This is a genomic window from Microbacterium sp., from assembly GCF_031178445.1.
In the GTDB taxonomy this organism is placed as follows: Bacteria; Actinomycetota; Actinomycetes; order Actinomycetales; family Microbacteriaceae; genus Microbacterium.
The window spans coordinates 206,966-226,914 of sequence record NZ_JAPSIY010000004.1 but is presented as its reverse complement, the minus strand read 5'-3'; the positions used below and the strand labels follow the sequence as shown (position 1 = coordinate 226,914).

Sequence of the window (19,949 nt, the reverse complement as noted above, 5' to 3'; positions counted from 1 at the left end):
CGAGGACGCAAGCCGTTCGTGCCCGTCCGTGCGAGGGTCTAACGTCGAACGCACGAGGACGACGACGGAAGGCCGAGAACATGTCGCGCAACGTGAGGGTGTTGCACTGCGCCCCTGAGGACGTGTTCGAGGTGCTCTCCGACGGCTGGCTGTACCCGTCGTGGGTGGTCGGCGCCTCCCGGATGCGAGAGGTCGACGAGACCTGGCCGATGCCAGGGGCGCAGCTGCATCACTCATTCGGAGTGTGGCCGGTGCTCATCAACGACAGGACGGTCGTCGAGGAGATCGCCCCGCCGCGCACCATGGTGATGCGTGCCCGCGGATGGCCCGTCGGAGAGGCACGCGTGACGATCGATGTGAAAGCCAGGGGCGACGAGACGGTGGTGCGTATCCAGGAGGAGGCCATCGCCGGCCCCGCCCGGTTGGTGCCGCGCCCGATCATGGACGCCTTGCTGCTGTGGCGCAACGCCGAGACCCTGCACCGCTTGGCGTACCTCGCCGAGGGTCGGGCCGTGATCCGCTCGTCCAGCACGACGGCTGATCGAGAACTGGCCGACGACGAGGATCGGATCAAGGCGAGCGAGAAGGACGAGCGAAACGGGTCGCGCAGGCAGCCGGAACCGCACGCGGACGGTCAGGAGAGCCGGGAATCGTGAGGGTGCACCGTCGGCGTGGCGACGCAGGTCTGGATGCTGTCGTCGTGGGAGCCGGTCCGAACGGCCTCGCGGCAGCCGTCACGCTCGCTAGAGCCGGGCTTCGCGTGCGAGTGTACGAGCGCGCCGATCAGGCGGGGGGCGGCACGGCGACCCGTGAGCTGACGCTGCCCGGCGTCCGGCACGATGTGTGCTCGGCCGTGCATCCGATGGCGTTCGAGTCGAGGTTCTTCCGCGAGTTCGGCTTGCGCAGACGCGTGGAGTTCGTCACGCCGGAGGTGTCGTTCGCGCAGCCGCTCGACGGTGGCCGCGCCGGCATCGCCTATCGCGATCTCTCGCGCACTCGCGAGGCGCTCGGCGTCGACGGACCGGCGTACGAGCGGTTGATGCGTCCGCTTGCGGACCGGTCGACGAAGGTGGCCGACTTCACGGGATCCACGTTGCTGCGCGTCCCGCCCGATCTGACCACCGCCGTCCTCTTCGGACTCCGCGCCCTCGAGCAGGGCACCGGTGCGTGGAACGTCCGCTTCCGCGAGGATGCCGCACCGGCGATGCTCACCGGCGTCGCCGCTCACACCATCCTGGCGCAGCCGAGCGTGGCCGGCGCGGGTGCCGGACTGGCGCTCACCGCGTACGCCCATGCGCAGGGCTGGCCGATTCCGGTAGGCGGGAGCCAGGCGATCGCGGATGCGATGGTCGACGACCTTCGCGCCAACGGCGGAGAGGTCATCCTCGACCACGAGGTGAGCTCGCTCGACGAGCTGCCTGCCGCGACGGTCACCCTCCTCGACGTGACCCCGAAGGCCCTGATTCGCCTGGCCGGAAGCGCCATGCCCGTGCGCTACCGGCGCGCACTGGAGCGTTTCCGATACGGCGACGGCGTGGCGAAGGTCGATTTCGCGCTGAACGCGCCCGTCCCCTGGCAGCATCCCGAACTGCACCGCGCCGGTACCGTGCATGTCGGCGGAACGCGGGCGGAGGTCGCGGATGCCGAGAACCAGGTGCATCGCGGCCGCCTGCCCGAGCATCCGTACGTCCTCGTGTCGCAGCCGTCGCTGTTCGACGCCACGCGCGCGCCCGACGGGATGCACACCCTCTGGACGTACACCCACGTGCCAGCGGGCAGCACCGCTGATCGTCAGGAAGCCGTGGTGCGTCAGATCGAACGTTTCGCTCCCGGCTTCCGCGACACGATCGTCGCCAGCAGCTCGCGCACCGCGCGAGAGGTGGAGCAGCACAATCCGAATTATCCAGGCGGTGACATCGCGGCAGGAGCGCCGGACCTGTGGCAGCTCTTCAACCGCCCCGTCCTGAGCCCTGATCCCTGGCGGACGCCGATCCCGGGTGTCTATCTCGCCTCCGCCTCCGCAGCGCCGGGGCCGGGCGTCACGGGAATGCCGGGCTGGCTCGCCGCGCTCAGCGCGTTGCGGCACGATTTCGGAACACGGACCCTGCCCGACCTCTCCCCACGTCCCTGATGTCGCCATCCGCCTGCGCTGTCAAGGGGGACGCCGGGAGGCATCGTCCCGCATAGCCTCACCCGCATGGACTCCGACCTGGCCTCAACCCGAGCATGAAGTCGAAGCGCATGCCCGTCGTCGTCATCACCGGCGCGTCGAGCGGGATCGGCCGGGAGACGTCGCGGAGATACGCCCGCGAGGGCGCGCGGCTCGTACTCGCCTCGCGCAGCCGGGCAGCCCTCGAGACCGTCGCGCAGGAGTGCCGCGAACTGGGCGGGCAGGTGCTGGTCGTGCCGACCGACGTATCGGATGAAGGAGCCGTGCGCGCGCTCGCCGCAGCGGCCGTGTCGAGATTCGGCCGTATAGACGTGTGGGTGAACAACGCCGGGGTGTTCGCGTACGGCGCCTTCGCAGATCTGCCTTCGGACATCTTCCGGCAGGTGGTCGAGACGAACCTCATGGGTCAGGTGCACGGCGCCCGTGCGGTGCTGCCGTACTTCCGGGCGCAGCACGGCGGAACGCTCATCCTGGTCGGCTCGCTGTACTCGCGCGTCGGCTCACCGGCGATCACGCCGTATGCGACGAGCAAGTTCGGTCTGCTCGGATTCGCCGAATCGCTGCGTCCCGAGCTGCGACGCACCGGCATCCGCCTGCGCCTGATCGTCCCCGGCTCCGTGGACACCCCGGTCTACCAGCACGCGGCGAACGTGACCGGCCGCCTCGTGCGCCCGCTGTCCCCGACGACGTCACCGGCGCGAGTGGCACGCGCAATCGTGCGAGCACCGCGGCGTCGCCGCTTCGCGACCTATATCGGTCGCGCGCAGACCGCGATCCTTCCCGTGCACGATCACGCCCCTCGTGTATTCGACGCCCTGGCGTCGTGGCTGATGGATCACGTAGAGCTGCACGGACGGAATGCTGAGCGCTCGGCTGGCACCGTGTTCGCGGCGCCAGAGGAGGCGAGTCCCGTAACGGGCGGCTGGCGCAGAACACGACTGCGCGTGCTCGTGGGGGTGATCCTGACGGTCACGGTGCTGACAGCGGTGCGGACGACGAGTCGAGCCGTCGACGTTCAGCCGTGAACGGGCTGCTCGTGCAGCGCCGAGCTGAGATGCACTCCGTTGATCTCGAGATAGAGCTGACGCTCGGTGACCGAGACGGTGAGGGTGTTGCGGCGCTCGAGTGCGCCGGCGGCGCCATCGATGAACCCGGGGTCGAAGCTTCGCAAGGGGATCCGATCGGCCTCGTGAATGGTCTTGCCCGCCCACTGCAGGGCGACCTTCGCGGGATCGCGGTGCGTGTAGACGACGGTGCGATCGGCGAGCTTGCTGCCGAAATGCAGCCGTGAGGCGTCCGGAGCGCCGACCTCGATCCAGGCGGTGACGCGACCGGTGAGGTCGCGCACCAGCACTGCGGGCTCATCGACCGAGGAGATGCCGGCGGTGAAGGCGATGCCCTCCTCATGCTCGAGGCAGTACGCGAGCAGTCGCGTGACCATGTAGGCGTCGGTCTCGGAGGATGCCGTGCCACGCGCAGTGACAGCTCCTCGTAGACGCCCCTGTCGACGTCCGCCAGGTTCACATCGAAGGTGTGGATCGTCGCGCCTGCTGCCATGAGTGTCGAGCTTACGGGTTCGCCGTCGCCGGCGATGTCAGTGGTGAGGCGCCGGGGCCGGCTCCTCGACGGCGGCCGGGCGCCGCACGAACAGCGTCAGCGCCACGGCAGCCGAGGCGACGCAGGCACCGAGCAGGAACGCGGCGTGCACACCTTCGCTGATCGCCGTGACGGCATCCGCACCGGCGGCCAGCGCCTCGGCTGATCCGACCGACATCAGCGTGACGAACAACGCAGTGCCTGCCGCGCCCGCCACCTGCTGCAGCGTGCTGGTCATCGCGCTTCCGTGGGAGTAGAGGTGATGAGGCAGCGAGCCGAGCGCCGACGTGAGCAAGGGCGTGAAGACGAAACCGAGCCCGAGGTTGAGCGCGACGTGCACCGCGATGATCCAGCCGACCGAGGTGTGTGCGTCGAAGGTCGCCATCCCCCAGAGTGCTCCGGCGGCGACGACCATACCGGGAAGGACCAGCGGCCGAGGACCGTAACGGTCGAACAGCGATCCGACGATGGGGGCGATGACTCCCATGAGGATGCCACCGGGGAGCAGCATAAGGCCGACCGCGAGCGTGTCGAGCGCGAGCACCTGCTGCAGGTAGATGGGCAGCAGGATCAGCGAACCGAAGAGCGCCGCCATCACGACGACGACCAGGACCACGGCCAGCGAGAACGAGCGGGAGGTGAAGGTGCGCAGGTCGAGCAGGGCGGAGTCCGACTTCTGCAGGCGCAGCTGCCGAACCACGAAGACCGCCAGGGATGCGGCGCCGACGACGAGAGGGATCCACACGGGGACGGGCGCATGGCCCGAAGCGGATTCGCCGATCGAGCTCAGTCCGAAGACCAGCCCGCCGAAGCCGAGGGCCGAGAGCACAACGGAGAGTGCATCGAAACGCGCGTGCCGGGTCTCAGTGATGTTTCGCACCCAGACCGCGCCGAGCGCGAGCGCGATGACCACGATGGGCAGGACAAGCCAGAACATCCAGCGCCAGTCGAGGGCGGAGAGGATCACGCCGGAGACGGTCGGGCCCACCGCGGGCGCCACGGCGATGACGATCGAGATGACACCCATCATGCGCCCGCGGTGCGTAGCGGGGACGACGTTGAGCACGGTGGTGAACAGCAGCGGCATCATGATCGCCGTTCCGGATGCCTGCACCACACGCCCGGCGAGCAGCATCTCGAAGCCCGGCGCGACGGCGGCTATCAGCGTACCGGCGGCGAACAGCGACATGGCGGTGATGAAGAGCGAGCGCAGGGGGAACCTCGCCAGCAGGAAGCCGGTGAGCGGGATGACGATAGCCATCGTCAGCAGGAATCCGGTGGTCAGCCACTGCGCCGTCGCGGCGGTGATGTCGAGGTCGACCATGAGCCGCGGCAGCGCGACGCCCATGATCGTCTCGTTCAGGATGACGACGAAGGCCGAGGCGACGAGCAGCGCGATGACGGAGCCCGTTCGGGCTGGCAGGACGGCATCCGTCGGGACGGGAGCGGTGGCCGGGTTCTTCTCGAGGGTCACGGGGTGCTTTCTGGTCTGTGCGCGAGGCGGCGGACAGGCACACCGGTGGGCCACGAGGTTACGAGTATATATGGCAGACACTGCCAATACGGCAGAGGGTGCGAGAATAGTGGTGTGATCGAAGCACCGAGATCTGCGGCATCCGCGGCGCCAGGATTGCGGGAACGCCGACGGCGTGACACGCGGCGTGAACTCGCCACCGCCGCGCTCGAGTTGTTCGAGCGCAAGGGGCTGCGCCACACCACGACCGAGGAAATCGCCGAGGCCGCCGGCATCTCGACGCGGACCTTCTTCCGCTACGCGGAGACGAAGGAGCACGCGCTCTTCGCGGATGACGACGGCTTCGACATTCTCGTCGAGCGCGTGCGCGACGCACTCGACGAGAACATCGACGTCATCACCGCCATCGAGCGAGCGCATCTGAAGCTGATCGACGACTTCGACCGGGAGTCGGCGGATCGTCAGTCGCACGCCCTGCGCGTGCGACGCCTGGTGATCGCCGAGCCGAGCCTTCTCGCGATCGCTCTGGCCGCGGATGCCGAGCGCGCGCTCGTGCTGCTCGAGATCGTGACGAACGCGGACGCAGCGATCGGCGAACTCCAGGCGCGCACAGTGCTGACCGCGATGGGCACAGCGGTGCGACTGAGCTTCGACGAATGGGTGATCAGAGTGGAGCGCGGCGAGCGCGTGTCGGTGCGGTCACTGCATCAGCAGGTGCTCGAGAGACTGACCGCGTACTTCGGGCGGTGAGCCTCGATCGACAACACCGAAGCCGGGCCACCGGCGAAGGGTCAGTCGAAGACCTGCAGGGGAGCGGTCATGTCACCGCCGGCATCGCCGGTGTTGACTGTGCCTTTCCGCTCGAAGAGGATCGCATGGACTTCAGCTTCGGCCTTCGGGCGGTGCTCCACCCCCTTCGGGACGACGAACGCGTCGAGGGGCCCCAGGATCACGTCACGATCGCGCAGCTGGATTGTCAGCCGACCGCTCACCACGACGAACAACTCGTCGGCTTCGGGGTGCGAATGCCAGACGAACTCACCGAGGAGCTTGACCACCTTCATGTCGTAGTCGTCGATGCTCGCCAGCCTGAACGGCTGCCAAGGGCCCGGGACCTGTGCGAGTGCTTCGGCGATGTTGCGCGCACCTTCAGACATTCAGTCGACCTCCGTTCGTGCCGCCGAGGGGATCCGCGGTTCTTCCTGTGCATCGACCGGCCCTGAGGAATGCCGACGCCCGTTCGGGCTCCGACTTCCGGGTGCACCGTCGAGGCCGAGAAGGCTGAGCGCTTCGAGCGCGTACAGGCGAGCGGCATCCTTCGTCGGAGCCGGTGACAGGCCGAGAAGTCTGCGGCGATGCGGTTCGCCGAGCAACAGCCCGAAGAGGGCTTCGGCGACCTGCGCCGCGTCTTCGGCGATGGAGGTCTTCGTGAGAATGGACGCAAGCAGCTCGACGTATCCTCGCGGGCCGCTGTCATAGAAGTTCGACGCCAACTCCGGGAACTGCTGGCACTCGCTGATCATGAGACGGTGCATGCCCACCGCATCGTCCGCATGCAACACCTGGATGATCCCTGCGGACACGTCTTCGATGGATCTCGCGGGCCGCGCGAGATCCTTTAGCGCACGGAGGCGGAATCGTTCGATCGCCGCCGTGAAGACCTCGGCCTTGTCGCCGAAGTACGTGTAGATCGTCCGCTTGGTGACGCGAGCGGCAGAAGCGATCTCATCGATCGTGACGCGGCCGTATCCGTGCGCTGTGAAGAGCTCTACGGCCGAGTCGAGTATCTGGTCGCGACGTTCCGCCCTCTCCACTTCGGTGGGGCGGCCCCTTTTGCGGGATGTGCGTGCCGGCTTTTCGCTCACGTGGTCCTCTCGCTCGCCCTGCCGGTCGCGACCGGCGCTTGCACCATCCTATAATGACACGTACTCGTATCATTACATCACTCGACCATCACCGAGCGATGGACACCAGAGCCCGGGTAAGGGCGTGACAGGAGGAGCCCGATGGCCGGCCGCAAGTCGACGACATCACGGAAGCCGATCGCCACCGCGCCGCGGAAGGAGGAAACCGCTGATCGCGACGGGCTACTGGCCTTCTACCGGCAGATGGTGCTCATCCGGCGGTTCGAGGAGCGCGCGGCCCGGTCGTACACCCAAGCGGAGATCGGTGGATACTGCCATCTGAACCTGGGCGAGGAAGCGACCGTCGTCGGCGTGACCTCCGCCATGCGGCCGAGCGACTACCTGTTCGCGAACTACCGGGAACACGGATATGCGCTGGGTCGCGGAATCGCGCCTGGACGGATCATGGCCGAGCTCTACGGGCGCAGCGGCGGCGTATCCAGAGGATGGGGCGGTTCGATGCACCTCTTCGACATGGAATCGCGACTTCTCGGCGGTTACGGCATCGTCGGCGGTCAGCTGCCCCTGGCCACCGGAGCAGCCTTCGCCGTCGACTACCGTCAGGGCACCGAAGCGGTCGTCTGCGTCATGGGCGACGGCACGACAAATATCGGCGCGTTCCACGAGTCGCTGAACATCGCCGCGCTCTGGAACCTGCCCATCGTCTACGTCATCGTCAACAACGGACTCGGAATGGGAACCACGGTCGAGAAGGCATCCGGAGAGCCCGAGCTCTACAAGCGCGCCGCGTCGTATCGGATGTCGTCGGCGCGAGTGGACGGTAACGATCCTGTCGCGGTCCACGACGCGACTTCGGCCGCACTGTCCATGGCGCGTGAGGGAAGGCCTTTCCTCCTCGAAACCGTCAGCGCACGCCTGAAGGGCCACTCGGTCGTGGATCCGGCGAAGTACCGGACGAAGGCTGAGGCGGAGACGTTGAAGGCCGGTGATCCGATCGCCGCATTCGCTGTGCGCCTCGCAGAAAAAGGAATCCTCACCGATGAGGCGATCACCGAGATCGATGCAGCAGCCGCCCAGGACGTCGCCGATGCCGTCGCATTCGCCGAGGGAAGTCCGCATCCCGCGACCGACACGCTGTTCGACTACACGTACGCCACGCCGGTACCCAACGACTCGCGGCGGCTGCCAGGGCAAGCGCTGTTCGAACCGGCACCCTTCGCCACGATCGGAGCATCCGAATGACCCTCATGACCTACCGGCAGGCCCTGCACGACACGCTGCGCTCGGAGATGTTGCGCGATGAGAACGTCGTCCTCCTGGGTGAGGAGATCGGCGTCTTCGAAGGCTCTTACAAGATCACGGCGGGCATGCTCGCCGAGTTCGGCGAGAGGCGGGTGCGCGACACGCCCATCGCGGAGGAAGGATTCACGGGCGCGGCGATCGGGGCCGCGATGCTGGGGCTGCGCCCCGTCGTCGAGATCATGACCATCAACTTCTCACTCCTCGCCCTCGATCAGATCGTCAACCACGCGGCGAAGATCTACGGCATGTTCGGAGGGCAGGCCAAGGTTCCGCTCGTCATCCGCACGCCGGGCGGCGGAGGCCAGCAGCTCGGTGCGACTCACTCGCAGAACATCGAGCTCTACTACGCCTTCGTCCCAGGGATGAAAGTGGTGGCGCCGTCCAGCCCGGCAGACGCGAAAGCCCTCCTCCTCGCGGCGATCCGCGACGACGACCCCGTGCTCTTCCTCGAGAACCTCGCTCTCTACAACAGCAAGGGCGACGTCCCCGATGAGGACGTGCCCGCGGAGATTGGTCGCGCGGCCGTCACCCGAAAGGGAACGGACATCACCGTCGTCGCATACTCGCGCATGGCCGCGGTGGCTCTGGAGGTCGCAGAGCGTCTCGCCGAGTCCGATGGGATCGACGTCGAGGTCGTCGATCTGCGAAGCCTGCGTCCTCTCGATCGCGAGACAGTCATCGCCTCGGTGAGGAAGACCCACTGTGCGGTCGTCCTCGAAGACGACTGGCTCACCTACGGCATCGGTGCCGAGATCGCCGCCACGATCTCGGATGGCGCGTTCGACTGGCTCGACGCCCCCGTGCGTCGCGTCGCCATGGCCGAAGTGCCCCTCCCCTATTCCAAGCCGCTGGAGACGGCGGCCCTCCCCTCCGCGGCCGACGCGGAGACCGCGATCCGGCAGACGCTCCTTGCCGTCTCGCGCCGCGCCTGAAGGACGACTGATGATCGACATTCACATGCCCCGCCTCTCCGACACCATGGAAGAGGGCGCCATCGCCGCGTGGCACAAACGACCTGGCGACACAGTCGCCGTGGGCGACGTCCTGGTCGAAATCGAGACCGACAAGGCCGTGATGGACTACGAGGCCTACGACTCCGGAATCCTGCGAGAGATCCTCGTCCCGGCCGGGGAGGAGGCGGCCATCGGTACCGTCATCGCCCGGCTGGACGACGGCGCGGAGGCGGCGGCGACGGAGACCCCGCGCCTCACCGCCGCCGATGCCGGCGGTGAGGATCGGGGTAGCGAACCGGCGACCGGTCAGGGCGTCGCGAACGTTCGCGCCACGTCGGTTGATCGCGTGGCGCAGGCCGATGCCCGGGCTTCGGCGGCGATCTCGAGCGCTCGCCCAACGGGACGGGTACTCGCCACCCCTCTCGTGCGTCGGCTCGCCCGCGAGCACTCCGTCGACCTCGACGCGGTCAAGGGATCAGGTCCCGGAGGCCGAATCGTGCGTGCCGACATCGAGGACGCGCTGGCGCACCACGGCACGAACGCAGAGTCGGAGGCGACGGTGTCAACGGCGCCCGAGGTGCCGGTGGCGAGGGACGCATCCGATCCTCGGGGCTCCGAAGCAGTGCCGTTCGACAAGGTCCGTCAGGTCATCAGCCGTCGCCTGGCCGAGAGCAGCAGCACGACGCCTCACTTCTCCGTGACTGCTGTGGCCGATGTCGAGGATCTGCTCGCCCTCCGAGCGGAACTCAACCTTCAGCTCGAGGAGTCTCGCACCAGGATCAGCGTGAACGACCTCGTGGTCCGCGCCTGTGCGATCGCCCTCCGGCTGCACCCGGATGTCAACGCCTCGTACTCGGCAGAGGATCGAGGAAGCACGCTGCTTCACGGACGCGTGAACATCGGCATCGCAGTTGCATCGGAAGCCGGCCTGGTCGTGCCGGTCATCCCGGATGCCGATGAGAAGACCGTCTCCCACATCGCTGCGGAGTCCAAGCATCTGGTGAGGCTCGCGCAGGCGCAGGGTCTCAACGCGACTCACCTGACGGGTGGCACGTTCACGATCAGCAATCTCGGAATGTACGGCGTCGAACAGTTCACGGCGATCATCAATCCCCCCGAGGGTGCGATCCTCGCCGTGGGTAGCGCGCTGCCCGAAGCCGTCGTCCGCGACGGCGAGATCGCAGCCAGACACACGATGCGTCTCACCCTGTCCGCCGACCACCGCATCATCGACGGCGCACTCGCAGCACGGTTCCTCGACTCGCTCACCACCCTGATCGAGCATCCGATGCGCCTCCTCGCGTGAACGGGCGTCCGCCCGGTGTGCTGACGACTGGATCGCCAGCACACCGGTCGAGGTCTCGCCGGCCGACGTTTACGACTCGTCGGTCTCAGGACGATTCGATCCGCTGCCCTTCGTCCACCAGATACGAGCCCGCGTCCATGCGGCCCACATACGCAGCGCGCAGTGTCAGCGCCACGGTCCCGTTTCCGAGAATCCGTGACTCCGCCGAGTCCACGGTGTAGCCCGCAGGCACGGCATCCACCGGGAAGAGACGCTTCCCGGAGCCGACGACGACCGGGAACTGCAGGATCCGGACGATGTCCACCAGCCCCGCATCGTGCAGCGCGCGAGCCAGCCGCCAGCTGCCGTGTACCTGGAGCTCGCCATCACCGGGCGTCTGCTCCTTCAGCCGTCGGATGTTCTCGACGAGATCGCCGCGCAGAACGGTCGTCGGCCCCCAGGCGGCATCCTCGTCGGAGAGCGTGTCGCTGACGACGTACTTCGGCCAGGTGTTCAACGCGGTGGCGACGATGTCATCAGGATCGGTGACCCGAGACCAGTAGGCGCGCATCATCTGGAAGGTGTTCCGTCCCACCAGAATCGCGCTGGCTTTGCGGAACCAGCCGTTGACCACGGCGTCGGATTCGTCCGTGACGAGTGGAACGATCCACCCTCCGCGGTCGAACCCACCGCTCTCATCTTCGTCGGGAGCTCCCGGTCCCTGCATGACGCTGTCGAGACTGACGAACGTGTTGACACTGAGAAGCATCATCCCTCCTTCGTTTCCTGATCCATCGCGGGCTGCCCGTGACGGGCGGCGTTCGCGACGATCGCGTCTCTGAGCCACTCGGCGGCGCCGGGACGCGTGTTCTCTTCGATCCCTGCGCGGAATCGCGGATCATCGACATAGAGGGCGCTCTTGAGCACCTGGAAAGCGTGGTCCATCGGATAGAACCACCGGTCGATGTGGGCGCGCTGCGCCTCGGCGACAGCCATCGCCTCTTCGCTCGCCGGTGAGCATCGCGCATCCATGAGCTCGGCGATGCGGATCTCGATCTGCGCGTTGGCGGCGTTGATCAGTTCCCATTCCTTTCTGCCGTATTGGGATACGCGACGAGCCGACTCCTCGTAGGCCGCACTGTCACCCCAGCGGGCTTGGACCTCATCGAGAAGCTCTTCCTCGTGATCGGCGAACTCACCCCAGAGTTCTCTCTTCTCTGCGCCTGACAATGGCGACTGCATCCTTCGTGTGGTCATGACGACGACGGTAAACCTTTACGCAACGTCAAGCTCAACAGTGGATTTCCGAGAGGTGGTGAGGGGCAGGTCGATGGATGCCCGCGGGCTCAATCGTCGCCCGGCGCGCCAGGCAGCACTTCGGTCAGCAGGTCGTCGAGCGTCACGACGCCTATGAGTCGCCCTTCCTCGACCACCGTGGCCAGCTGCTCTCGACCGCGGCGCATCCTTGCCAGCGCTTCGTATGCGGGCACGTCCGGTGCGAGCACGAGCGGTGCGCGGGCGACTGTCGCCGCGGGCACCCCTCCGTCCAGGCCGAGAGTGTCGCGCACGTGGGCGACGCGGGCTCCCGGGCCGGTTCCTACGAGGATGCGCAGATGGCCGGACGCCGCAGCCGCCGCCTGCAGATCTGCGACTGTCGCAGATTCCGGGACCGCGACGGGGTCGTGCTCTATTCGCGCGACGTCCGCGATGGTGAGAGTGCCCAGGGAGAGCACACGGGCAATCGGCGTGGAGTACTGCTCCTCGAGGGTTCCCGCCGCCTGCGAGTGCGCCACGAGCGCACGGATCGTCTCGACGTCCTGACCGCCGACCGCCGCCTTCTCCACGGGCTCGACTCCTGACGCCTTCACCAGACGGTTGGCAATCTGGTTGATCCATGTCAGGAACGGCCGCAATGGCCAGGCGAGCGCGCGTGCCGCGATCGCGGTGGCCTTCGCCGCTGTCTCAGGGTGCGCGATAGCCCATGACTTCGGCGCCATCTCGCCGATCACCAGGTGCAGGAACGTCACAAAGATCAAAGCCAGCACGAATGCGGTCACGTCGGAGAGAACGTCCGGCATTCCCCAGGTCGCGAACAGTGGCGACAGCGCGTAGTCGATAGCCGGCTTCGTGATCGCGCCCAGGAGAAACGTGCATGCCGTGATCCCGAGCTGCGCGAACGCAAGCATGATGGTGAGCTCGTTGACACCGCGAAGCGCCGCGCGCACAGACGCGCTCCGCTCCGCCTGCTTCTCAAGTCGGTGCGTTCGCGCCGCGAGAAGCGCGAACTCGACGATGACGAAGAACGCGCTGGCGACGATGAGCACTCCGGTGATGATCGTCACCATCCACCAGCTCATCGATTCACCTCCTCGTCGTCGGCGAGCGGTCCTTCCGCGCTGTCGTCATGGTTCCCCGAGGGCTGCACGTCGTGCAGCCGGAGCTCGAGCCGCGACGGTACGTGCCGCCCGACTTCTGTGACCTCGATGTCCAGCCAGCGCTGTCTGCTGTTGCCCTGGACGGCCTCGCGCGGACGTTCGGGAAGATGAACGCGAACCACCGTGCCAACGGGCGCGAGGTCGCCGTGCACCCCGATGACCAGGCCTGCGACGGTCTGAGAGTCATGCGGGATGTCGTGCCCGATCAATCGCTCGACCTCGTCGAGCGGTACCTCTCCGGGCAGCGACCAGCGGTCGCCACCGAGGGGCACGACCTCATTCACATGCAGGTCGTACTCGTCCTCGATCTCTCCGATGACTTCCTCGGTCAGATCCTCGGTCGTCAGGATGCCGTCGAAATTGCCGTACTCGTCGACGACGCAGGCGAGCTGGTTGCCTGATGCGCGCATTCGTCGGAGCGCGACGGGAAGCAGCATGGACGTGGGGACGATGACGGCATCACGCATGACCGACAATACGGGCGCATCCAGCGAATGGGGCTCACGCAGCAGGTCCACGAGTTCGACCACTCCCAGCGGTTCGTCCTCGTCGCCGACAACGGGGTAACGCGTGTGGCCGGACGCCATCATGGTTCGCACCTGTGCGATCGGGGTGTCCGCCGTGACCGATTCGACCCGCGAGCGCGGCACCATCGCGTGCTCCACATCTCGCCGCGGAAAGTCCAGGATCCGATCGATGATCAAGGAGAGGTCGTCTGGAAGGTCGCCGGTCGCGCGTGAGTCCTCGATGATCGCCTCCAGGTCGCGTGGAGTCGCGCTTTCATCGACATCTTCCAGGGGCTCGATGCGCAGCAGGCGCAGGAGGGAATTGGCTGCGATGTCGAACACGGTGATGAGCCACCCGAAGAGAAGCAGATAGATGCGGGTCGGCACGGCCAGCGCTCGCGCCAACGGCTCGGGGCTCGCGATGGCCAGATTCTTCGGGTAGAGCTCGCCGAAGATCATGGTGACGACCGTCGCGAGCAGCAGAGCGCCGGTCGTGCCGATCAGCACTGAGACGGCCGGTTCGACACCGACTCCGCCCAGCAGTGTTCCGATCGACTCGCCGATGAGCGGCTCCGCCACGTAGCCGATGAGCAGCCCGGTCACGGTGATGCCGAGCTGCGCACCTGACAACATGAACGATGTTCGCCTGGTTATCGCGAGGACACGCTGGGCTTGCGCGTCTCCCTCCGCCGCACGGGCGGCCATCCGCGACCGGTCGACAGACATGTATGCGAACTCCTGCGCAACGAAGAAGCCGCAGGCGGCGATGATCGCCAGAGTCAGCAGGATGCCGAGCAATAACGTCAGCGTTGCTTCGAGCATCAGATCTCACCCCCTCTCAGAACGAGGGGGTACGAAGATCGACCCTCCTGATCGGTGGAGGTGCGTTGGTGGCTCACGGGGTACTCCTCGTGGGTCAGATGTAGTTTGAGGCTCACAATAGCGGTCGCGTCCTAGGCGAGAGATGTGTGGCGCCTCCGGCTCAGGGCCGGCGTGCTTCGATGAGGTGCCTCGTGGAGTGCGCCACGAACGAACCGTCACGTTGGATCAGGTCGCGGAGGTCACGCCGCCGCCGGTCTGGATGTCCAAGGAGGATGATGCCGCGCTCAGCCGCTCCGCGAGCCGATCGGCGTATCGCCACGGCGGGCGCTTCACTGCGGCCCGGCCGTCCAGCCAGGAGAAGTCCCAGCCGGAGACGTCGGCAGACGCCCCCTCATCGATCAAGGTCTCGAACGACGTGCTCCTCCGTCGATTCCGGCACCGACGCGCCAACGGATGCTTCGAGCAGACCAGCCCGGCGCGACGCGGATCGCTCGGCCACCGAGTGGACGCCAACGCGCCTACTGCCCCACCGTCCGAGGATGCTGCAGCACCTCGCGAAGCCTGGCGGCGAAGGCCTCGGGCTGGCCTGCGTAGCCGAACTCCCCGCCCATGAACCCGCCGTGGTGGCTCGGGAACACAGTCGGCTCCTGCCCGAGCTGCTCTGCCAGCGCGATGGCGGCTCGACCGGTGTAGACCTTCAGCGACTCCTCACCGACCGCGATCACGATCCGCGTCGACGCGGCCTTCAACGCCTCCAGGTCGGGCCGGTAGAGGGGCACGGCCCACGACGCGTCGGAGAGCAGCGGATCCGATCGGTCGCCGTCGTCCTCGGTCGGCATCCCGAACGCCGCCGGGTCCGGCGCCGGCTGGGCGAGGAACTCGTCGGTGACCTCGCCCTCCCACGCGGTCATCGCGATGAAAGCTGCCATGCCGGCGCCCCAGCCCTTCTCGCGGTATACCCGGGTGTAGGCCTCCCTCGCCCGCTGGACGGCATCCGCGTCGGGCAGCACAGCGTCGATCGGAGGCTCGTGCGCGACGAGGGTCGCCACATCCGTGGGGTACGCGGTGACCAGGGCGAGCGCGGTCACCGCGCCTCCACTGCTGGCGAACATGTCCACCGGGCCTGCGCCGAGCGCTTCGATGAGTGCATGCACGTCCTCGGCCTGAGTCTCGGGCTCGTTCGTGACGCGCCCGTCTTTGCGCGTGCTCCGACCAAGACCGCGCGGGTCGTACGTCACGACGGTACGGTCCTCGAACAGCCTCACCTGCGCCTGGAATCCGCTCGCGTCCATCGGCTGACCGATCATCATCAGCGGTGGGCGCCCGTCCGCGGTCGCAACGGGCCGTGCACGTCATAGACCAGATCGACTTCGGGCAGAGCCAGCGTGTACTGCACCATGGTTGTCTCCCTCGCGGATCGAGTCCCTCGGATGCTATGACGCGCGGCGCCGGTCGCGCTAGGCCGATGGGACCGGTTCGGTCGGTCGGTCTCGGCATCCACGCCCATCCGGACACGTGGTCCACCTCATTCGACGACCCATCGAGGCTGATCGCTTCCCCACACATGAACTGGTGACGGGTACTCGCTCGGCGCTCCCGGGAACGCGAGCGCCGGCGGTGCGCAGGTGACGGCGGTCGGCCCGTTCCCAGTCACCGGCCGGATCGAGACCTGCGTAGTGAGCAGCTCCGGCGTTTCCCTTGCTTCCGGCGCGCCGTGCGAACGGCCGGCCGCGAGGAGCTCATCGGCGATTCTCGCGAGGCTGATGTTGATCGCATAGGAGCCACCGCTGGTCCGTTGCGCCCGGAGCGCGGTCACTATGGCCGCGGACAAGAAGTGACCTGCCGAATGGTCCAGGGCTTGCACGGGCAGCGCACCGGGCGTCGCGCCGTCGTCGGGGCTTTCGATCATGGCGATGCCCGTGGCGGCCTGAGCGAGGCTGTCGAATCCGCGTCGATCTCCCCACGGACCTTGTACGCCCCACGCTGAGAGCTGGGCTACGACGATCCCCGGGTACTCCTCGTGCAGAGTCTGGGCATCGAGTCCGAACTGCGAGAGCGCGTTAGGACGGTAGCCGTGAACGAGAACATCAGCGTCGTCGAGCAGGGCATGCAGTCGCTCGAGGTCGGCGGCGTCGGCGAGGTCGAGCAGGGCGGATCGCTTCTCCTGGCCGGTGTCGAGATGCTGCCATGCTGCCTCCGGAAGCCAGGGAGAATCGATGCGCAGCACATCGGCACCCGCGATGGCGAGGTCCCTCGTGGCGACGGGACCGGCGATCACCCGAGTCAGGTCGAGGACACGAATCCCGGACAGAGGCCGGTCACCGCGACCCGACCACGCACGGGGACCGGCTCCTGATACGGACTCCAATCGCACGACGGGGCTCTCACGGAGCGCCGCGTGCTGCGGGTGCGCCTCCCACTCGGAGGAGCTCCGGACCGCTACGGCGAGCGCTCCCGCCTCGGCCGACCGTCTCTCGAGTTCGAATCGAGACCAGCCGAGCATCGCACGCTCCACGGAGGATCGGTCGGCGGTCGCCGGAACACCGAGCAGCCGCGCGAGCCGCTCGGCGTGATGGGGATAGTTGCCGTGCGTCCGCACCCAACCGTCGGCGACCTTCCAGAACCCGGAGAGCGGCGCCCAGATCGATGGCGCGACGCCATCGACTCGGAGCACCTTCTCGCTGCCGAAGGATGCCTGCACCTTCGCGGCGTCGGAAGCGACACGTTGATCATGTGGTCGGATGCCGCTACGGTCCGCTCCGACGAGCGCGACCGCCAGGGAGGCGAGGGCCACACTGTCGTACGCGAGTTTCCCGACTCCGAGGTTCGACCTCCAGTCCGGCAAGGCTTGAACAGGACTGAGGGCCGCCAGTTCATCGGCGTCGATGCCGATGCTCTGCGCGACGTTCGCACCGAATTGATGGAGCGCTGAGGATCGGCTGGTCGCCGAGCCGCTTTGACCGCGCGTGGATGAATCAGTCATGATGCCCCGCCTTCATCCAGGTCATGCGGCCAAGCCCTCGCTTCGGTCGCCGCTCGCGTGCGATGTCGGAGGGCTGCGATCACCGCCGCCATGTCATCTCCCGAGCGACCGAGAGATTCCGCCTCAGCGTACAGCGCAGTGCACACTTCCATCAGCGGGGTCGCATTGCCGGTCTTCTGCGCGTGATCTTGAACCAGGCGGCTGTTCTTGAGGACATCGGGAATCGCTGCGTGAGGCGTCCAGTCCTCGGCCGTGATCTTGGCGCTCTTCGCACGAGAAACCGCCGATGCCATCGGACCGACATCGAGGATCGAACGCAGCAAGTCCCGATCGAGGTCGTTGGTCTCCGCGAAGTGGAACGCCTCGGCGAGACCGGTGACGAGGGTGATGAGAAAGGTGTTCACCGCGAGCTTCATTGTGAGACCCGACGGTACGGTGCCGCACCGGAACGCCGTCGTGCACATCGTGCGGATCAGTGGTTCGACGTCGTCGAGTGCGCTGTCGTCTCCGGCGAGCATCGAGATCAGAGTGCCGTCTATCGCGGGTTGCCGCGATCCGGAGACCGGTGCTTCGACGTAGGCCCCGCCGGCTTCTCTCACTCTGCCCGCTAGCGCTTCCGAGAAGGACGGGGCGACCGTGCTCATGAGGACGACGGTTCGTCCCCTGATGGAATCGGGATCGACAGCCATCAGCACGGCGTCGATGGCGTTCTCGTCCGAGAGCATGATGAACACGACAGCGGCGTCGTCGAACACCGCTTGGGCCGAGGGGGCGACGATCGCGCCCGCGCTGCGGAACGGCTCGCAAGCCGTGGCGGTGCGATTCCATACGACGAGCTGCGCCTGCTTCTGCAGGTTCGCGGCCATCGCCGACCCCATGAGACCCAAGCCGATGAACCCGACCCGTGCGGTGGGCGTCTGCGGCGTGGAGCTCAGCCAGGGATGCGCGTTCATCAGGGTTCCTCGACTAGGGATGACCAATGAAGCGATCCAATCTGATGGTGACGCACGACGGACAGTGCCACCTGAATAATGTGGACTTATGGCCGCTGGAGCTGGCACCCGCATCTCCGCCCGTCAACTGATCGGGTTGATAGGCGAGCTCGATCCGGGCAAACCCGTCTACGACGCGTTGGCCGAACGCGTACGTCTCCTCGTCACGGATGGTCGCATACCAGCGGGAACCCGCCTTCCCTCGGAGCGGGAGTTCGCCGTTCAGACGGGCAGAAGCCGCACGACCATCGTCGCCGCGTATCAGTCGCTACGAGATGCGGGTTATCTCGTAAGCCGACGAGGCTCGGGGAGCCGTGTCACACTCCCCGGATCGGATCGGCGCAACGCCGCGGCAGGATCGCGGACGATCGATTTCGCGCGGGCAGTGCCGCCGCCCGTGGAGGGACTGCGCGACATCGTCGTCCGCGCCGGCCACCGAATGGCCGAAGCGCTGGATGGGCCAGGGTTCGACCTACTCGGAAACGTCACGCTGCGCGGCTCCATCGCCCAGCGGTACACAGAACGCGGTCTTCCGACGACCCCTGATCAGATCATGGTGACGATGGGCGGCCAGCATGCCATCTCCCTGATCGCGCACACGTTTCTCGCGCGCGCCGACGTCGCTCTGATAGAAGCGCCCACCTACCCGCACGCCTACGACGCGCTCCGGCGCGCGGGCGCCCGCCTCGTCACAACGCCTGTGACCACCGCGGGATGGGACCTCGAACATCTGCGGGATACCCTCGCAGCCGCAAGGCCGGCACTGGCGTATCTCGTCCCGGACTTTCACAATCCGACCGGAGCATCCATGCCGCCCGAGGTCAGGGTCGAGGTCGCCAGAGCAGCCCGTGCGCTCGGCACGACCCTCGTCATAGATGAGACGACGGCCGACCTGAACATCGACCGCGCCTGGGACGACGGCCCGTTCGCCCGCCACGCGAAACGCCGATCCCCGTCGGACGGATCGGGCATCATCACGGTGGGATCGTTGAGCAAGTCGATCTGGGGCGGCCTGCGACTGGGATGGATACGCGCTGACACGGCAGTCATCCGTCGTCTCGCGAACGCACGGCCCGCCGGCGATCTCGGCACCCCGCAGATGGAACAGATCTTGGGCGAACAGATCCTCGCTGCGATGCCGCAACTCCTTGGCCGCCGCCAAGAGCTGCTCATCGAACATCGGACCGTGCTGACGAGGTTGCTGCAGGAGCATCTGCCGCAGTGGATCGTGCCGCATCCCGAAGGCGGGCTGTCGCTCTGGGTTCAACTGGACAAGCCTGCAAGCTCGGCGCTGACGAGTCTCAGCGAGGCGCACGGGCTCTCACTGGTCGCCGGGCCGAAGTTCTCCGTCGACGGTGCCTTCGAACGCCACATCAGACTTCCGTTCACCTCGCCGATCGCCGATCTGGAGGACGGCGTTCTGCTGCTCGCTCAGGCCTGGAAGCAGTTCAGCGTCCGCGACGTGGCGGGACCCGAGGCGCCACGCCTTCCATCGATGGTCTGACACCGCACGGGTCCACTTTGTTCAAGTGGACATGTGGTGCACGCGTGTGAGGTGGTGGACTC

At 67.0% G+C, this 19,949-nt stretch carries 18 protein-coding genes and 1 pseudogene; 8 read left to right on the top strand and 11 right to left on the bottom strand.

The window, feature by feature from the left end; genetic code table 11:
* Window positions 1-80 precede the first annotated feature (80 nt).
* The 3 genes from RIN43_RS07750 (at window position 81) to RIN43_RS07740 (ending at window position 3,195) form a co-directional block, all read left to right on the top strand.
* Entirely contained in the window at window positions 81-656 is a 576-nt protein-coding gene (locus RIN43_RS07750) for an SRPBCC family protein (protein WP_309128326.1), read from the top strand.
* Complete coding sequence (locus RIN43_RS07745; protein ID WP_309128325.1) at window positions 653-2,131, top strand: NAD(P)/FAD-dependent oxidoreductase; 1,479 nt, start codon at window positions 653-655, stop codon at window positions 2,129-2,131. The genes RIN43_RS07750 and RIN43_RS07745 overlap by 4 nt, the downstream gene beginning before the upstream one ends.
* A 95-nt stretch (window positions 2,132-2,226) precedes the next feature.
* Window positions 2,227-3,195, top strand: a complete 969-nt coding sequence (locus RIN43_RS07740; RefSeq protein WP_309128324.1) for an SDR family NAD(P)-dependent oxidoreductase — start codon at window positions 2,227-2,229, stop codon at window positions 3,193-3,195.
* Here the strand turns inward: RIN43_RS07740 and RIN43_RS07735 are convergent.
* Window positions 3,186-3,727 (bottom strand): annotated as a pseudogene (locus RIN43_RS07735) (YaeQ family protein). The gene RIN43_RS07740 and the pseudogene RIN43_RS07735 overlap by 10 nt on opposite strands.
* A gap of 37 nt (window positions 3,728-3,764) precedes the next feature.
* Window positions 3,765-5,240: a DHA2 family efflux MFS transporter permease subunit gene (locus RIN43_RS07730; protein WP_309128323.1), complete on the bottom strand. Its 1,476-nt coding sequence runs from the start codon at window positions 5,238-5,240 to the stop codon at window positions 3,765-3,767.
* Between the two features lie 114 nt (window positions 5,241-5,354).
* On the opposite strand from RIN43_RS07730, the gene RIN43_RS07725 reads away from it, so the two are divergent.
* Complete coding sequence (locus RIN43_RS07725; protein ID WP_309128322.1) at window positions 5,355-5,990, top strand: TetR family transcriptional regulator; 636 nt, start codon at window positions 5,355-5,357, stop codon at window positions 5,988-5,990.
* Window positions 5,991-6,031: 41 nt separating this feature from the next.
* Here the strand turns inward: RIN43_RS07725 and RIN43_RS07720 are convergent, their stop codons facing one another.
* Together RIN43_RS07720 and RIN43_RS07715 are read right to left on the bottom strand one after the other, a co-directional pair.
* Complete coding sequence (locus RIN43_RS07720; protein ID WP_309128321.1) at window positions 6,032-6,397, bottom strand: cupin domain-containing protein; 366 nt, start codon at window positions 6,395-6,397, stop codon at window positions 6,032-6,034.
* Window positions 6,398-7,105, bottom strand: a complete 708-nt coding sequence (locus RIN43_RS07715) for a TetR/AcrR family transcriptional regulator (RefSeq protein ID WP_309128320.1) — start codon at window positions 7,103-7,105, stop codon at window positions 6,398-6,400. It abuts the gene before it with no gap.
* A gap of 141 nt (window positions 7,106-7,246) precedes the next feature.
* Here RIN43_RS07715 and pdhA point away from each other — a divergent pair, with 141 nt between their 5' ends.
* From pdhA to RIN43_RS07700, 3 genes are read left to right on the top strand one after another with little or no spacing between them, the layout of a single operon-like run.
* The gene (pdhA, locus tag RIN43_RS07710; protein WP_309128319.1) at window positions 7,247-8,347 is read left to right on the top strand and encodes a pyruvate dehydrogenase (acetyl-transferring) E1 component subunit alpha; all 1,101 of its coding nucleotides are present in this window, start codon (window positions 7,247-7,249) and stop codon (window positions 8,345-8,347) included.
* Entirely contained in the window at window positions 8,344-9,339 is a 996-nt protein-coding gene (locus RIN43_RS07705; protein WP_309128318.1) for an alpha-ketoacid dehydrogenase subunit beta, read from the top strand. Before pdhA ends, RIN43_RS07705 begins: the two co-directional genes overlap by 4 nt.
* A gap of 10 nt (window positions 9,340-9,349) precedes the next feature.
* Window positions 9,350-10,666: a dihydrolipoamide acetyltransferase family protein gene (locus RIN43_RS07700; protein ID WP_309128317.1), complete on the top strand. Its 1,317-nt coding sequence runs from the start codon at window positions 9,350-9,352 to the stop codon at window positions 10,664-10,666.
* An 85-nt stretch (window positions 10,667-10,751) separates the two neighbouring features.
* Here RIN43_RS07700 and RIN43_RS07695 read toward each other — a convergent pair whose 3' ends face one another.
* From RIN43_RS07695 to RIN43_RS07665, 7 genes are all read right to left on the bottom strand, one after another.
* On the bottom strand, window positions 10,752-11,414 hold the full coding sequence (locus RIN43_RS07695) for a dihydrofolate reductase family protein (protein ID WP_309128316.1): 663 nt from the start codon (window positions 11,412-11,414) through the stop codon (window positions 10,752-10,754).
* Window positions 11,414-11,902: a TipAS antibiotic-recognition domain-containing protein gene (locus RIN43_RS07690; protein WP_309128315.1), complete on the bottom strand. Its 489-nt coding sequence runs from the start codon at window positions 11,900-11,902 to the stop codon at window positions 11,414-11,416. The genes RIN43_RS07695 and RIN43_RS07690 overlap by 1 nt, the downstream gene beginning before the upstream one ends.
* 89 nt (window positions 11,903-11,991) lie before the next feature.
* On the bottom strand, window positions 11,992-13,002 hold the full coding sequence (locus tag RIN43_RS07685; protein WP_309128314.1) for a CNNM domain-containing protein: 1,011 nt from the start codon (window positions 13,000-13,002) through the stop codon (window positions 11,992-11,994).
* Window positions 12,999-14,408, bottom strand: a complete 1,410-nt coding sequence (locus RIN43_RS07680) for a hemolysin family protein (RefSeq protein WP_309128313.1) — start codon at window positions 14,406-14,408, stop codon at window positions 12,999-13,001. Before RIN43_RS07680 ends, RIN43_RS07685 begins: the two co-directional genes overlap by 4 nt.
* Before the next feature lie 518 nt (window positions 14,409-14,926).
* The gene (locus RIN43_RS07675; RefSeq protein WP_309128312.1) at window positions 14,927-15,700 is read right to left on the bottom strand and encodes an alpha/beta hydrolase; all 774 of its coding nucleotides are present in this window, start codon (window positions 15,698-15,700) and stop codon (window positions 14,927-14,929) included.
* A gap of 233 nt (window positions 15,701-15,933) precedes the next feature.
* Entirely contained in the window at window positions 15,934-17,391 is a 1,458-nt protein-coding gene (locus RIN43_RS07670; RefSeq protein WP_309128311.1) for a CoA transferase, read from the bottom strand.
* Window positions 17,388-18,344 (bottom strand): NAD(P)-dependent oxidoreductase, encoded by a 957-nt coding sequence (locus tag RIN43_RS07665; protein ID WP_309128310.1) that lies wholly within the window; start codon window positions 18,342-18,344, stop codon window positions 17,388-17,390. The genes RIN43_RS07670 and RIN43_RS07665 overlap by 4 nt, the downstream gene beginning before the upstream one ends.
* Before the next feature lie 88 nt (window positions 18,345-18,432).
* Between RIN43_RS07665 and RIN43_RS07660 the strand changes: the two genes are divergently transcribed.
* A complete protein-coding gene (locus tag RIN43_RS07660) occupies window positions 18,433-19,887 on the top strand; it encodes a PLP-dependent aminotransferase family protein (RefSeq protein WP_309128309.1) in 1,455 nt (484 codons plus the stop codon).
* Window positions 19,888-19,949 lie beyond the last annotated feature (62 nt).

Excerpts from the sequence above, each read along its gene's own strand:
- RIN43_RS07750 (WP_309128326.1), top strand. The coding sequence starts at position 81 with ATGTCGCGCAACGTGAGGGTGTTGCACTGCGCCCCTGAGGACGTGTTC.
- RIN43_RS07740 (WP_309128324.1), top strand. The coding sequence starts at position 2,227 with ATGAAGTCGAAGCGCATGCCCGTCGTCGTCATCACCGGCGCGTCGAGC.
- RIN43_RS07720 (WP_309128321.1), bottom strand. The coding sequence starts at position 6,397 with ATGTCTGAAGGTGCGCGCAACATCGCCGAAGCACTCGCACAGGTCCCG.
- pdhA (WP_309128319.1), top strand. The coding sequence starts at position 7,247 with ATGGCCGGCCGCAAGTCGACGACATCACGGAAGCCGATCGCCACCGCG.
- RIN43_RS07705 (WP_309128318.1), top strand. The coding sequence starts at position 8,344 with ATGACCCTCATGACCTACCGGCAGGCCCTGCACGACACGCTGCGCTCG.
- RIN43_RS07700 (WP_309128317.1), top strand. The coding sequence starts at position 9,350 with ATGATCGACATTCACATGCCCCGCCTCTCCGACACCATGGAAGAGGGC.
- RIN43_RS07695 (WP_309128316.1), bottom strand. The coding sequence starts at position 11,414 with ATGCTTCTCAGTGTCAACACGTTCGTCAGTCTCGACAGCGTCATGCAG.
- RIN43_RS07690 (WP_309128315.1), bottom strand. The coding sequence starts at position 11,902 with ATGACCACACGAAGGATGCAGTCGCCATTGTCAGGCGCAGAGAAGAGA.
- RIN43_RS07685 (WP_309128314.1), bottom strand. The coding sequence starts at position 13,002 with ATGAGCTGGTGGATGGTGACGATCATCACCGGAGTGCTCATCGTCGCC.
- RIN43_RS07680 (WP_309128313.1), bottom strand. The coding sequence starts at position 14,408 with ATGCTCGAAGCAACGCTGACGTTATTGCTCGGCATCCTGCTGACTCTG.
- RIN43_RS07675 (WP_309128312.1), bottom strand. The coding sequence starts at position 15,700 with ATGGACGCGAGCGGATTCCAGGCGCAGGTGAGGCTGTTCGAGGACCGT.
- RIN43_RS07670 (WP_309128311.1), bottom strand. The coding sequence starts at position 17,391 with ATGACTGATTCATCCACGCGCGGTCAAAGCGGCTCGGCGACCAGCCGA.
- RIN43_RS07665 (WP_309128310.1), bottom strand. The coding sequence starts at position 18,344 with ATGAACGCGCATCCCTGGCTGAGCTCCACGCCGCAGACGCCCACCGCA.
- RIN43_RS07660 (WP_309128309.1), top strand. The coding sequence starts at position 18,433 with ATGGCCGCTGGAGCTGGCACCCGCATCTCCGCCCGTCAACTGATCGGG.